The sequence below is a fragment of the Rhizobium sp. RSm-3 genome (genome assembly GCF_001854685.1).
Taxonomy (GTDB): domain Bacteria; phylum Pseudomonadota; class Alphaproteobacteria; order Rhizobiales; family Rhizobiaceae; genus Rhizobium; species Rhizobium ecuadorense.
This window is the reverse complement of the sequence record NZ_MAWZ01000009.1, coordinates 149,587-163,425: the sequence shown is the minus strand read 5'-3', so window position 1 is coordinate 163,425 and position 13,839 is coordinate 149,587. Positions and strand designations below refer to the sequence as shown.

The 13,839-nt window shown below is 64.1% G+C and carries 14 protein-coding genes; 6 read left to right on the top strand and 8 right to left on the bottom strand.

The genetic code is table 11. From position 1 onward, the window contains the following. The coding region (locus BBJ66_RS11980; RefSeq protein WP_131819117.1) for an IS630 family transposase at window positions 1-575 on the top strand (575 nt) is incomplete at its 5' end. Between the two features lie 88 nt (window positions 576-663). Here BBJ66_RS11980 and BBJ66_RS11975 read toward each other — a convergent pair. After that, entirely contained in the window at window positions 664-1,395 is a 732-nt protein-coding gene (locus tag BBJ66_RS11975; RefSeq protein ID WP_071087180.1) for a phosphatase PAP2 family protein, read from the bottom strand. 166 nt (window positions 1,396-1,561) lie between these two features. On the opposite strand from BBJ66_RS11975, the gene BBJ66_RS11970 reads away from it, so the two are divergent. Next, window positions 1,562-2,116 (top strand): hypothetical protein, encoded by a 555-nt coding sequence (locus tag BBJ66_RS11970; protein ID WP_071087178.1) that lies wholly within the window; start codon window positions 1,562-1,564, stop codon window positions 2,114-2,116. 8 nt (window positions 2,117-2,124) lie between these two features. On the opposite strand, the gene BBJ66_RS11965 is transcribed toward BBJ66_RS11970, so the two are convergent. From BBJ66_RS11965 to BBJ66_RS11945, 5 genes are all read right to left on the bottom strand, one after another. After that, the gene (locus tag BBJ66_RS11965) at window positions 2,125-3,615 is read right to left on the bottom strand and encodes an HAL/PAL/TAL family ammonia-lyase (protein ID WP_071087176.1); all 1,491 of its coding nucleotides are present in this window, start codon (window positions 3,613-3,615) and stop codon (window positions 2,125-2,127) included. After that, entirely contained in the window at window positions 3,612-4,388 is a 777-nt protein-coding gene (locus tag BBJ66_RS11960) for an ABC transporter ATP-binding protein (RefSeq protein ID WP_049733003.1), read from the bottom strand. The genes BBJ66_RS11965 and BBJ66_RS11960 overlap by 4 nt, the downstream gene beginning before the upstream one ends. 25 nt (window positions 4,389-4,413) lie before the next feature. After that, entirely contained in the window at window positions 4,414-5,118 is a 705-nt protein-coding gene (locus BBJ66_RS11955; protein ID WP_049733004.1) for an ABC transporter permease, read from the bottom strand. Between the two features lie 10 nt (window positions 5,119-5,128). Continuing rightward, window positions 5,129-5,854 (bottom strand): ABC transporter permease, encoded by a 726-nt coding sequence (locus BBJ66_RS11950; protein WP_049733005.1) that lies wholly within the window; start codon window positions 5,852-5,854, stop codon window positions 5,129-5,131. Window positions 5,855-5,959: 105 nt separating this feature from the next. Further along, window positions 5,960-6,802, bottom strand: a complete 843-nt coding sequence (locus tag BBJ66_RS11945) for a transporter substrate-binding domain-containing protein (RefSeq protein WP_071087174.1) — start codon at window positions 6,800-6,802, stop codon at window positions 5,960-5,962. A gap of 194 nt (window positions 6,803-6,996) precedes the next feature. Between BBJ66_RS11945 and hutC (BBJ66_RS11940) the strand changes: the two genes are divergently transcribed. Continuing rightward, the gene (gene hutC, locus BBJ66_RS11940) at window positions 6,997-7,752 is read left to right on the top strand and encodes a histidine utilization repressor (protein WP_049733007.1); all 756 of its coding nucleotides are present in this window, start codon (window positions 6,997-6,999) and stop codon (window positions 7,750-7,752) included. A 33-nt stretch (window positions 7,753-7,785) separates the two neighbouring features. On the opposite strand, the gene hutC (BBJ66_RS11935) is transcribed toward hutC (BBJ66_RS11940), so the two are convergent. Together hutC (BBJ66_RS11935) and BBJ66_RS11930 are read right to left on the bottom strand one after the other, a co-directional pair. Further along, window positions 7,786-8,508 (bottom strand): histidine utilization repressor, encoded by a 723-nt coding sequence (gene hutC / locus BBJ66_RS11935; RefSeq protein WP_071087172.1) that lies wholly within the window; start codon window positions 8,506-8,508, stop codon window positions 7,786-7,788. Between the two features lie 61 nt (window positions 8,509-8,569). Beyond that, on the bottom strand, window positions 8,570-9,916 hold the full coding sequence (locus BBJ66_RS11930; RefSeq protein ID WP_071087170.1) for a formimidoylglutamate deiminase: 1,347 nt from the start codon (window positions 9,914-9,916) through the stop codon (window positions 8,570-8,572). Between the two features lie 122 nt (window positions 9,917-10,038). Between BBJ66_RS11930 and hutI the strand changes: the two genes are divergently transcribed. The 3 genes from hutI (at window position 10,039) to hutG (ending at window position 13,839) form a co-directional block, all read left to right on the top strand. Further along, window positions 10,039-11,301, top strand: coding sequence for an imidazolonepropionase (gene hutI, locus BBJ66_RS11925; RefSeq protein WP_071087168.1), 1,263 nt, complete (start codon window positions 10,039-10,041; stop codon window positions 11,299-11,301). Continuing rightward, complete coding sequence (gene hutH / locus BBJ66_RS11920) at window positions 11,298-12,833, top strand: histidine ammonia-lyase (protein WP_071087166.1); 1,536 nt, start codon at window positions 11,298-11,300, stop codon at window positions 12,831-12,833. Before hutI ends, hutH begins: the two co-directional genes overlap by 4 nt. A 202-nt stretch (window positions 12,834-13,035) precedes the next feature. Beyond that, a complete protein-coding gene (hutG, locus tag BBJ66_RS11915) occupies window positions 13,036-13,839 on the top strand; it encodes an N-formylglutamate deformylase (protein WP_071087164.1) in 804 nt (267 codons plus the stop codon).

The following is a 13,839-nucleotide window of genomic DNA, read 5'->3' as shown; positions in this document are numbered from 1 at the left end:
GGCCGAAGCTGGCCCGTCAACGTGAACGGTGGAAGCGCCATCAGGGCGAGATCAATCCTGATCGCCTCGTGTTCATTGATGAAACCTGGGTGAAGACGAATATGGCTCCGCTCAGGGGCTGGGGCGAACGAGGCAAACGCCTGATCGCCCATGTCCCCCACGCTCATTGGAGAACGATGACTTTTGTCGCAGCCCTCAGAAACGACCGGCTCGATGCACCATGGGTCCTCAACGGGCCGATCAACGCCAATGCCTTTCTGACCTATGTCGAGAAGGAACTCGTTCGGACCCTGTCGCCGGGAGACATCGTCGTCCTCGACAATCTCGGCAGCCACAAAGGCCTGGCGGTACGTCGCGCTATCAGAAAGACAGGGGCAAAGCTCTTCTTCCTGCCCCCTTACAGCCCTGACCTTAATCCCATCGAACAGCTCTTCTCCAAGATCAAACAGGCCATGCGCACCGCAATGGCCCGTTCCGAAGACACAGTCCACGACGCTTTGGCTCGAACCATAGAGACAATCAAACCAAACGAATGCGCAAACTACATCCGAAACGCAGGATATGGGTCAACCTAAATGCAAAACGGTCTAATCGGTCTTTTGTGGCGCCGCAGGGATGCGGCGCCACAAACATGAGAGTGAGCCGCCTGGCCTAGAGATCGCGCTATCTGCCGCCGCCGTTTTCGGCGCCAGCCTCAGGGGCGCGGCTGGGAATGAAGCGTTTCGAGATCAGCCAGCAGCCGAGTGCCCAGAGCGCCCCGGCGCACCATCCGGCGAAGACATCCGTCGGGTAATGGACGCCGAGATAGATCCGGCTCAAACCGATGATGACGGCCAGGAAAACCCCGGCCCCCATGACGAAGATCCGCGTCGAGGGGTAACGCTGTGTCCGGGCCAGCAGCGCGCCGAGCGTCAGATAGGTCACCGCCGAGACCATGGCGTGGCCGGAGGGAAAGCTGAGATCGCTGACCTCGGCGAGATGCGGCACGATATCGGGGCGCGGCCGGGCGACGAGGATCTTCAGCGTCGCGCTCGCCAGCCAGCCGGTCAATACCGAGGAGAAGAGGAAGAGCGCGATCGGCCAGCGCCGATCGAGCAACAGATAGATGGTGACGAGGACCGTCATCAGCGAGAGAACGGTGACGCCGCCGAGGCTGGTGATATCGCTGACGGCATGCGTCAGCCAACCAGGGCCGATCGGCATGCCAAGCTCGCCCGGCCGCCGCAGCGCCAGCAGGATCGCCTCGTCGAAACGGAACGTCTCACCCTCGAGCACCTCGCTCGTCAGCCGCTGCAGCACGAACAGCCCGCCGGCGACGGATGCCAGCGTGATCAGCGTCAGCGGCTCATATGCGGTGAGCCTCGCCAAAAATCCGCGTCGTTGAACCTCGCTCATGCCGCCATCGAACTCCCTTCACATCATGTCATTTCTCGCCAGATCGGCAAGGCGAGCCGCAAATTCAAGCCCTTGCGGCATTTGGAGACATGCTGAAGCCAACCGAAACGCCCGGTAGCAAAAGCTCAACCTTCTTTTGCTATGGCTGGAGCCGATTGTCTTGGAGATGGTTTCGGTGAAGAAAATTCTGACCACGATGGTTTTGATGGCAGCCGTCCTGCAGCCGGTCGCGGCGCTCGGCGAGACCGAATGGATGGGCGGGGCGAGACAATGGTCGGTCGGCTTTGCCAGCGAGCAGCCTGCCTATTGCCGGCTGCTGTGGAACAGCGAGCTCGGCAAAACCATGGAATTCCGCCAGAGCGCCACCGAGACCTTCTGGCTGGTCACCAAGACCACATGGGACATTCCGGCCGCCACCAAGACCGAGGTGACGCTGACCGATCGCAATGCGACGAAAGTGGTCGCCGCCGAATTCTTCGACAAGAACACGCTTCGCCTCTGGCCCGCGGGCAGCAAGGGAAGTGGCGGCCTGAAGAAGCTCATCAAGAATTCCTTTGCCGGAACGCCCGACGTGCAGTTGACCTTTGCCGGCGACGAAGGCGACTGGACGCTGCCGCTGTCGCGGGTGGACCAGCTCTACCCCACCTTCGCCCAGTGCCTCAAGCGCCTCGAGGCCGGCGAAAAGACCAAGCAGGATTCGGCGTCAAGCAAGCCGTTCTGACGACTCGCTTAGACAGCCGGCGGCGCGATCTCGCGGATCAGGCTGCGCACGGCCTCTATATCGCGATTGAGCGGCCGCTCGTCGCCGTAATGGGAGACACGCTGCCGCACGGCCTGGTAGACGACATCCGTGCCCGCCGCCCGCGGCGCGGTCGCCGCCAGGAAATCATGTGCCTGGGCAGCGGCCATCAGCTCGATCGCCAGGATATATTCGGCATTGTCGATGACGGCGAGCAGCTTGCCGGCGGCCGCCGTCGGATGGGCAAGGAAATCTTCCTGCAGGCCGGAGGTCAGGCCGCCGTCCAGGGCCGCCGGTGCGGCAAGCCGGCGGTTGTCGTTGCTGAGGGCTGCGGCGGTATATTGGGCGATCATCAAGCCGGAATGGCTGCCGGCATCGCTCGCCAGAAACGGCGGCAGGCCGCTCACCAGCGGATTGACCAGCCGGTCCATGCGCCGCTCGCTGATCGCGCCGATCTGCGCCAGCGCGATGGCGAGGCTATCGGCCGCCTGTCCGAGCGCCGGCGCCACCGCATGCGCCTCGGAGGAGACGATCGGATGCTCCGGCGTGCCCGAGACGGCGGGATTGTCTGTCACCGAGGCAAGTTCCTCATCGGCGATACGGGCGGAATTGTCGAAGACATCCCACGCCGCGCCATGCGCATGCGGCACCGAACGCAAGCTCAACGCATCCTGGGTGCGCCGGCCGAAGGCGGCAGCGACAAGGCCACTACCCTGAAGCCGGGCACGCAGCGCCGCTCCCACCTTTTCGATCCCCGCCGATGGGCGCAGCGCCAGCACCGCCGAATCGAAAGCGGCGATCTGGCAGCCTGCCGCCTCCAGCGTCAGCGCCGCGACCGCATCGGCCCAGTCGAGCAGCCGTTCGGCGCGCAAAAGTGCGGTGGCGGTCAAACCGGTGGCGCAGGCCGTACCGTTGACGAGGCTAAGTCCCTCCTTGGCGCCGAGCACCAGCGGTTCGAAGCCGATCGCGGCCAGCGCCTCGCGGCCGCTCAGGCGTTGGCCGCCCAACGTGGCGCTGCCTTCGCCGATCAACACGAGCGCCGTATGGGCATTATGGGTGAGGTAGCCCGCCGAGCCCTTCGACGGCACATCGGGAATGCAATCATGCGCCAACAGGGCTGTAAGATGCTCGACGATCTCGCGCCGCACGCCGGAATGGCCATGGGCGAAATTGGCGATCTGGGCGGCGATGATGGCGCGCACCGCGCGGGCATCGAGTAACGGGCCGACGCCGCAGGCGTGGCTGAGCACGATGCTGCGCGACAACAGGCTCTGCGAGGCGCGATCGACCACGGTATCGGCGAGCGCCCCGACGCCGGTGTTGACGCCATAGGCGCGCACGCCCGACTCGACGATGCTGGCGACGATGCGGCTTGCCTGCTCGACCCGCGCCCAGGCGGCCGGCGACAGCGCAAGCGCCTCTCCTGCCCCGACGCGCGCGACGTCGCGCCAGGTCAGCACTTTATCGATGGTGATGGTCATTGGCCGCTTCCGAAATGGCCGATGAACTGGCGGAAGGCGGGTGTGGCGCCGCCGGTGAACATCTCGTCCGGCTTGCCGCTGCTTTCGATCAGTCCCTCGCGCATGAAGACGACGCGGTTGGAGACGTTGCGGGCAAAGCTCATCTCATGGGTGACGACGAGCATGGTCATGCCCTCTTCGGCAAGCGCGCGCATGACGCGCAGCACCTCGCCGACGAGTTCCGGATCGAGCGCCGAGGTCGGCTCGTCGAAGAGCATCACCTTCGGCTTCATCGCCAGGGCGCGGGCGATTGCGGCGCGCTGCTGCTGGCCACCGGAAAGATGGGCGGGATAGGCATGGCGCTTGTCGGCGATGCCGACCTTTTCGAGCAACGCTTCGGCCTCGGCGATGCAGTCGGCGCGCGGCCGCTTCAGCACATGGATCGGGCCTTCGATGACGTTCTGCAGGATCGTCATATGGGACCAGAGATTGAAGGACTGGAACACCATGCCGAGTTCGGATCTTATATGATCGACCTGCTTCTGGCTGGCCGGTTTGCTGCGGCCGTTCTTGTGCACCATCTCGATGTGCTCGCCATCGACCCAGATCTCGCCGTCGCTTGCGGTCTCGAGCATGTTGATGCAGCGCAGAAAGGTCGATTTGCCGGAGCCGGAGGCGCCGAGCAGCGAAATCACATCGCCGTCCTCGGCATCGAGGGAAATGCCGCGCAGCACCTCGTGCGTGCCGAAGCTCTTGCGGATATTGCGGACCGAAAGTCGGGTTACGCCTGGCATGGTTGCTCCAATCAGGTCAAATCGCTTATGCCTTCAGCGGCTGCGGGGCCGCGCGGCGGTGTCGGGACAGCGAATATTCGAGCAGGGCCATGCCCTGCAGGATGATGAAGTTGAGGACGAGATAGATGATCGCCGCGCAGAGGAAGACTTCCATCGTGCGGTAGGTCTGCGAGATCAGCCGCTGGGCGACGCCGGTGACCTCCCAGACGGTGACGAGGCTTGCAAGCGCCGTCGACTTCATCATCAGCACGATCTCGGTGGAATAGGCCGGCAGCGCGTGGCGGAAGGCGATCGGCGCCAGGATGCGGCGCACCAGAAGGAAGCCAGACATGCCGATCGACCGCGCCGCCTCGATTTCCTTCGGCGAAACGGCGCGGATGCCGCCGCGGAAGATCTCCGCCGTGTAACCGGCCGTGCAGAGCGCCAACGACAGCACGGCGCAGACCATCGGCTCACGCAGGAACGGCCAGAGGAAAGAATAGCGGATGACGCCGAACTGGCCGAGGCCGTAGAACACCAGGAACATCTGGATCAGCAGCGGCGAGCCGCGGAAGACAAAGATATAGCCCTTGGCGAAGCCCATAAGCAGAGGGTTGCCGCTGACGCGCATCGAGACGATGACCAGCGCCAGCAGGCCGCCGAAGAAGATCGACAGAGAAAACAGGATCAGCGTCGTCGGCACCGCCTTGAGCAGCGTCACCATGGTCGAAGCGAGAAAGGTGAAGTCCATCATCGCCTCCTTACGCCTGGCCCATGGCGGATGCCGGCATGCTGCGATTGGCGCGGCGTTCGGCGCCGTTGAAGATGCGGTCGGAAAGGCTGGTCAGGATCAGATAGAGGCAGCCGCCGGCGATGAAGAACAGAAAATATTGCCGCGTCGAGCCGGCCGCGACCTGGCTGGTGCGCATCAGTTCGGCAAGGCCGGTGACGGAGATCAGTGCGGAATCCTTGAGGCTGAGCTGCCAGACATTGCCGAGGCCGGGAATGGCGAGCCGCAGCACCTGCGGCATGATGATCCGGCGAAAGCGCAGGCCGCGATGCATGCCGATCGCCGAGGCCGCTTCCAGCTCACCCTTGGAGATGGCGAGGAAGGCGCCGCGGAACACCTCCGCCTGATAGGAGCCGGAGATGATGCCGACGGCAAGCGCGCCGGCGGCAAAGGAAGGCAGGCCGAGAAAGCCTTCGTAACCCATCGCCTTGCCGATCGAGGTGACGGCCGAGGAGCCGCCGAAATAGATGAGATAGATGATCAGCAGTTCCGGAACGCCGCGAAACACTGTTGTATAGACGTTCCCCAGCGCGACGAGGAAGGGGTTGCCGGAGAGCTTCGCGCCCGCGACGAGCGCACCCAGCACCGCGCCGATCGCCAGCGCCGTCGCGGTGACGGCCAGCGTCATCAAGGCGGCGAGAATGAGCAGCGCGCCCCATCCCGTCGAGCCGAAGCCAAGCAGTTCCAAGCTTGCCATATCGTCCGTTCCCCGTCCGTGGCAGTGTTTTATGGATCGAGAATAACACGCGGTCTCCGGCGACAAAGCCGGAGACCGGCGCCTGCGGCCAAAAGGCCGAAGCGCTTACTGCTGCGGGCTGACGTCGACCTTGAACCACTTCATCGAGAGGTTCTTGACGGTGCCGTCGGCAAGCGTCGACTTGATCGCCTCGTTGAACTTGTCGCGCAGATCCGTATCGGCCTTGCGGACGCCGAGACCTTCGCCCTCGCCCCAGATCGAACCGACGATCTCCGGACCGGTGAAGTCGAGCGTGTCGTTGGCGCTCTTGAAGGCATTGGCGAAATAGACGGCGTCGTCGAAGCCGAGGTCGATGCGGCCATTCTGCAGGTCGAGGTCGCGGTCGGCACCGGTCTTGTATTCGCGGATCTCGGCGATATCGCCGAAATTGTCATAGACGAACTTGGCGTAGACGGTCGCCGCCTGGATGCCGATCGTCTTGCCCTTGAAGGCAGCCTTCAGCGCCTCGATCTCCTTCACGCCGGTCTGGCCGGGCGTCATCTTGATCGTGGCGCCGGTGCCGGCGGCTTTCGCCAGCGGGCTGTCCTTGGCGGTGGCGAAGGCGGCGGGCGTCGCAGCATAGGGAATGGTGAAGTCGATGACCTGCTTGCGCTCCTCGGTGATCGACAGCGCATCCATGATGACGTCGAACTTGCCGGCATTGAGCGCCGGGATCATGCCGTCCCAATCGGAAGCAACCAGCGTGCATTCGATCTTGGCGCGTTCGCACAGCACCTTGGCAAGCTCCGGCTCGAAGCCGCCGAGCGTGCCGTCGGCATTGGTCAGGTTCCACGGCGCATAGGCGCCTTCGAGCGTGATGGTCGCCTTCGTCCAGTCCTTGGCGAAGGCGGGAGCGGCAAAGGCGGAAAGAGCGGCGACGCCGCAAAACAGGATTGCGCTGAATTTCATTGATGAATTCTCCTCTGGAGTTGAAACAGACCTTGCGGCGCCACGCCGATCTTCGCCGGCTTGCCCTTTCCGTCCTATTTCTGTGTCCAGGACCGATTGGGAGGTTGTATATGGTACCATATGAGATATTTTGTGATATGCAAGAGGAAAGTCGGTTTATGTGGCGAATTCCATTCGTGCAAAAGGAATAGGCAATGAAGCGTTCCGGGGAGATGAAGCGCGAGCTGGCGGAAAATGATAGCACGCCGCTTTACGCCAGCGTCAAGCAGGTGATCCTCGACCGCATCCACAGCGGCGAATGGCCGCCGAAATACCGCGTGCCGTCGGAAAACGAGCTGGTCGTCGAACTCGGCGTCAGCAAGATGACCGCCAACCGGGCACTGCGCGAACTTGCCAATGAAGGCGAGCTCGTCCGCATCCAGGGTGTCGGCTCCTTCGTCGCCGAGCGCAAGGGCTATTCGGCGCTGTTCGAGGTGCGCAACATCGCCGAGGAAATCGCCGAACGCGGCCATGCCCACGAGGCCTCCGTCGTCGTTCTTGCCCAGGAAACGGCCTCTCCCGAGATCGCCGACGCGCTCGAACTGGCAATCGGCGCGGCGGTCTTCCATTCGCTGATCGTGCATAGCGAAAACGGCGTTCCGGTGCAGATCGAGGACCGTTTCGTCCATCCGGAGGCCGCGCCCGAATATCTCGATCAGGATTTCACCACCCTGACGCCGAACGCTTACCTGACGGCCGCCGCCCCGCTCAGCGGCTCCGAACACGTCGTCGAGGCGGCGATGCCGCAGGCCTGGGAATGCAAACTCCTGACCATCCTGAAGACCGAACCATGCCTGACGATCCGCCGGCGCACATGGTCGGCAAAACAGGTGGTCTCCACAGCCCGCCTCGTCTATCCCGGCTATCGCTACCGGCTCGAAGCGCGCAGCGGCAAGATGTTTGAGGAATGAAAACAGCCGCCATGTTGTATATGGAACATGGGATTATTGCGATGCCGGCGTGAAACGCGCCACCAGCGCGTGACGATCGCCGGGATAAGTGAAGCGCACATGCGTCACCGGGCCGGCGCTGCTCCAGGTGCGGCGTTCGACCACCAGACAGGCAGTGTTGCGGGCGATATCGAGTGCGGCGGCGACCTCGGCACCGGCGGAGACGGCGTGGATCCGGTGTTCGGCGGTGCTCCATGGCACCTGGTTGAGCAGCCACGGTCCCGGCGCCATCGTCAGGAAATCGGCATCGGCGGCCTCAGGCACGGTCGCCAGGCTGATCAGCCGCTCCTCCAGGCAGAAGGGCCGTGCGCCGGCATTGTGGATGCAGACGACCTCGACGACCGAGGACGCCACCGGCAGTTCCAGCCGGCGGCTATCCTCCGCCTTGGCCTTGCGGCTCGCCTTCTTCGCGACGGTATAGGAATAGGGCAGGCTCAGCGACTGCACCTCGGCCTTGATGTCGTGGATCTCCAGAACCGCCGATTGCGCCTGCGGCTGGGTGACGAAGCTGCCGGATTTCTTGCGACGCTCGATGAGTCCGGCCTTGGCGAGCTGGGTCAGCACCTTGTTCACCGTCATGCGCGAGACGTCATACTGCGTGGCGAGATCGACTTCGAAGGGAATACGGTGCCCCGGCGGCCATTCGCCCGAGACGATACGGCCCTCGATCTCGCCGAGGATGCGCTGGTGCAAGGTGGGATCCCTGCTCTGATTCATCGCCACGTTCCGATTGGTTTCCCGATCTAGTCCGAATGCCCCGCTCATGAAAAGCGCTTTTTCAGGCAGCCAGCAATTCCCCCATCGCGGCGAGGAAACGCCGGTCGATGGCATCGCGCTTGAGATGACGGCCGTCCGCCACCTGCTTGCGGCCACGCGCCCAGACGCAATCGACGGAAACGCCGCCGGCGAACAGCCAATGATCGAGGATCTGATCGCCGGAGAGATAGGGAACGGCTGACAGATCGAGCGAAACGAGATCGGCGGAATGGCCCTCGGCAAGGCCGGCTGGGGCTTTGAGCGCCGCACCGCCGCCGGCAAGCGCCTGGTTGAACAGGCAAAGCGCCGTCGATCCGCCGGGGGCTGCGACGACATTGCGGGCACGCAGCGCCAGGCGCTGCGAATATTCGAGCTGGCGCAGCTCCTCCGGTACGGAGATCAGCACGTTGGAATCCGAACCGATGCCATATCGTCCGCCCTCTTCGAGGAAAAGCGGCGCGGCAAAGGCGCCGTCGCCGAGATTGGCTTCGGTGATCGGGCAGAGGCCGGCGATCGCGCCGCTTTTGGCCATCCGCCGCGTCTCGTCCTCGGTCATGTGTGTTGCATGGATCAGGCACCAGCGCTCATCCACCGGCATATGATCGAGCAGCCATTGCACCGGCCGCGCGCCCGACCAGGCGACGCAGTCCTCGACCTCCTTCACCTGCTCGGCGACATGGATATGGATCGGGCCGTCGCCCGCCATCGGCACGACCCTATCCAGTTCCTCCGGGGTTGCGGCGCGCAGGCTGTGCGGCGCCAGCCCGAGTTCGGCGCCGTCGAGCCGGCCGGTCACTCCACGGCATCCCTCCATCAGCCTTTCGAAGCTTTCGAGCGAATTGATGAAACGCCGCTGGCCGTCGATCGGCTGAGCGCCGCCGAAGCCGGAATGGGCATAAAAGACGGGCAGCAAGGTCAGGCCGATGCCGGTCTCCTGGCTCGCCGCGCCGATACGTTCGGCAAGCTCGGCGATATTGGCATAAGCGCCGCCGTCCCTGTCGTGATGGAGATAGTGGAACTCGCCGACGCGGGAAAAACCTGCCTCCAGCATTTCCGCATAAAGCTTGGCGGCGACCGCCTCGACATGTTCAGGCGTCATCGCCAAAGCGAATTTGTACATGACCGTGCGCCAGCTCCAGAAGCTGTCGTTTGCCGGACCGCGCACTTCGGCAAGACCGGCCATTGCCCGCTGGAAGGCATGGCTGTGTAGGTTGCCCATGGCCGGAACGATCAGGGCGTGGCGTTCATCGCCGGGCGCGGCGGCAACGCCCACCTCGACCCGGGCGATACGCCCGGCTTCGAGCGTCAGCCGCACATCCTTCTGCCAGCCTTGCGGCGTCAGAGCAGTGCCTGCGTGAAGTATGGTCATGGCCTTTTCTCCCCTTCTGCCGCGCCGCCGATCTTTCTTTTCCAGAAGAGCGCGCAAAATTTCTCTTGTCACCTGCTTATTATGTATATACATGTTTCGGCATAAGGAAAGGCGCAAAGCTGATGACCGGGAACAATTTTTCAGAAGGCACCGCATCCGCCGAGGTCAGGCCGGCACTGTGGCGCAATGCGCGCCTGGCGACGCTCGCGCCTGAGAAGGAAGGGCTCGGCATCGTCGAGAAGGGCGCCGTTCTGATCGAAAACGGCCGCATCGCCTTTTCAGGCGCCGAAAGCGACCTGCCGGCCTCCGCCATCGAACATTCCGACATCGTTGACCTCGAAGGCCGCTGGGTCACTCCAGGCCTCGTCGATTGCCACACCCATATCGTTCACGGCGGCAATCGCGCCCGCGAGTTCGAAATGCGCCTTGAAGGCGCGACTTATGAGGAGATTGCGCGGGCCGGCGGCGGCATCGTCTCCTCTGTGCAGGCGACCAATGCGCTGTCGGTCGAGGAACTCGTCAGCGTGGCGCTGCCGCGGCTCGATACGCTGCTTGCCGAAGGCGTGACCACGATCGAGATCAAATCCGGCTACGGGCTGAACCGAAGCGGCGAAGTGAAGATGCTGCAGAGCGCCCGCCTGCTCGGCCATGTCAGGCCGGTCCGCGTCGCCACCAGCTATCTCGGCGCCCATGCAACGCCTGTCGACTATAAGGGCCGCAACGGCGATTATCTCGACGATGTCGTGCTGCCCGGCCTCGACGACATGTATAATCTCGGCCTTGCCGATGCCGTCGACGGCTTCTGCGAAGGCATCGCCTTTTCGACAGCCGAGATCGCCCGCGTCTTCGACAAGGCCAAGGCGCTCGGCCTGCCGGTCAAGCTGCATGCCGAACAGCTCTCCAATCTCGGCGGCGCCAAGCTGGCGGCCGCCTATGGCGCGCTTTCCGCCGATCATCTCGAATATCTCGACGAAGAAGGCGTTGCCGCACTGGCCGCGTCCGGCACCGTCGCCGTGCTGCTGCCCGGCGCCTTCTACGCCATTCATGAAAAGCAGAAGCCGCCGGTGGAAGCGCTGCGCCGGGCCGGCGTGCCGATCGCGATCGCCACCGATTGCAATCCCGGCACCTCGCCGCTCACCTCGATGCTGCTCACCATGAACATGTCGGCGACGCTGTTCGGCCTCACCGTTGAGGAATGCATCGCCGGCGCCACCCGCGAAGGTGCGCGCGCGCTCGGCCTCATCGGCGAGACCGGAACGCTCGAAGCCGGCAAATCCGCAGATCTCGCCGTCTGGAATGTCGAGAGCCTTGCCGAGCTCGTCTACCGCATCGGCTTCAACCCACTTCATGCACGTGTCTTCAAGGGCGAAAGGAACGGTCGATGACCATTACGCTCCACCCGGGCTCCGTCTCGCTCAAGGATCTCGAAATCATCTATTGGACGGGGGAGCCGGCAAGGCTCGCTCCCGCCTTCGATGCCGGCATAAACAAGGCTGCCGCCCGCATCGCCGAGATCGCTGCCGGCAACGCGCCGGTTTACGGCATCAATACCGGCTTCGGCAAACTCGCCTCGATCAAGATCGACAGCGCCGACGTCGCCACGCTGCAGCGCAATCTCATCCTGTCGCATTGCTGTGGCATCGGCGCGCCGCTGCCGGAAAATATCGTCCGGCTGATCATGGCGCTGAAGCTAGTCTCGCTCGGGCGCGGCGCCTCCGGCGTGCGGCTGGAGCTGGTGCGGCTGATCGAAGGCATGCTCGATAAGGGCGTCATCCCGCTGATCCCGGAAAAGGGCTCGGTCGGCGCCTCCGGCGATCTTGCCCCGCTCGCCCATATGGCGGCGGTGATGATGGGCGAGGCCGAAGCCTTCTTCGCCGGCGAACGTCTGCCCGGTGCCGCAGCCCTCGAGAGAGCCGGGCTGAAACCGGTCGTGCTCGCCGCCAAGGAGGGCCTGGCGCTGATCAACGGCACGCAGACCTCGACGGCGCTGGCGCTGGCCGGCCTTTTCCGCGCCCATCGCGCCGCCCAGGCGGCGCTGATCACCGGCGCCATGTCCACCGATGCCGCCATGGGCTCTTCGGCGCCATTCCATCCGGATATTCACACCCTGCGCGGCCATAAGGGTCAGATCGACACAGCCTCCGCCTTGCGCGCCCTGCTCGAACGATCGGTCATTCGCCAGAGCCATATCGAAGGCGACGAGCGCGTGCAGGATCCCTATTGCATCCGCTGCCAGCCGCAGGTCGACGGTGCCTGCCTCGACCTCTTGCGCTCGGTCGCCCGCACGCTCGAAATCGAGGCCAATGCGGTCACCGACAATCCGCTGGTACTCTCGGACAATTCCGTCGTCTCCGGCGGCAATTTCCACGCCGAACCCGTCGCCTTCGCCGCCGACCAGATCGCGCTTGCCGTCTGCGAGATCGGCGCCATCTCGCAGCGCCGCATCGCGCTGCTGGTCGACCCGGTGCTGTCCTACGGCCTGCCGGCCTTCCTCGCCAAGAAGCCGGGCCTGAATTCCGGCCTGATGATCGCCGAGGTCACCTCGGCAGCGCTGATGTCGGAGAACAAGCAGATGTCGCACCCGGCCTCGGTCGATTCGACGCCGACCTCGGCCAACCAGGAAGACCATGTCTCCATGGCCTGCCACGGCGCTCGCCGTCTGCTCGGGATGACCGAGAACCTGTTCGGCATCATCGGCATCGAGGCGCTGACCGCCGCGCAAGGCGTCGAACTGCGCGCGCCGCTGTCGACCAGCCCCGAGCTTCTAAAGGCGATCGCCGCGATCCGCAGCCAGGTGCCGAGCCTCGACAGCGACCGTTATATGGCGGGCGACCTCGCCGCCGCGGCCGAGCTGGTGGCGACGGGTGCGCTGAACGCCGCCGTTTCATCGGGCATTCTGCCGGTTTTGGAGGGTTGATCGTGATCTATGTGCACCTGGTACCCCCCTCTGTCCTGCCGGACATCTCCCCCACAAGGGGGGAGATCGGCTGGGCGGACCCACTCGCTCCAACATCGATTGTTTGGGGAGATGCCATCTGCGAGTCGATCTCCCCCCTTGTGAGGGAGATGTCCGGCAGGACAGAGGGGGGTGACGCCCCAAACGCCGGAGCGCTTTGCCCATGACCACACCATACGAAATCCATCGGGGCACCTCCCCCGTCATCCTCGCCTTCCCCCACACCGGAACCGAGGTGCCGGCGGAGATTGCCGGCCGGCTCAACGACAACGGCCAAATCCTGGCCGATACCGACTGGCACATCCACCAGCTCTATGACGGCCTGCTCGATGACGTCACGACCGTACGTGCCACCTTCCACCGCTATGTGATCGATGCCAACCGCGATCCGGCCGGCGTCAGCCTCTATCCCGGCCAGAACACCACCGGCCTCGTCCCGGAAACGGACTTCGACGGCAAGGCGATCTGGAAGGATGGGCAGGCGCCTGACGAGGCCGATATCGCGGCGCGGCTCAAGGATTTCCATGCGCCTTATCACGCCGCCCTTGCCGCCGAGATCGAGCGCGTCAGGGCGATCCACGGTGTCGCGATCCTTTACGATTGCCACTCGATCCGCTCGCATATTCCCTTCCTCTTCGAAGGCAAGCTGCCGGATTTCAATATCGGCACCGATATGGGCAAGACCTGCGACGGCGCCATCGAGCAGGCGACCCTCACCGTCGTCGAGGCCGCCGAAGGTTACGACAGCGTGCTCAACGGCCGCTTCAAGGGCGGCTGGACGACCCGCCATTACGGCCGGCCCGAGACCGGCGTGCACGCCATCCAGATGGAGCTTGCGCAGTCGACGCATCTCAAGACCGAGACGCCGCCCTTTGCCTACGACACCGCGAGGGCAGACCGACTTCGCGTCCATCTCAGAGACATTCTGGTGCGCATCGTACAGATCGCACCAGGCCTGAAACGATAA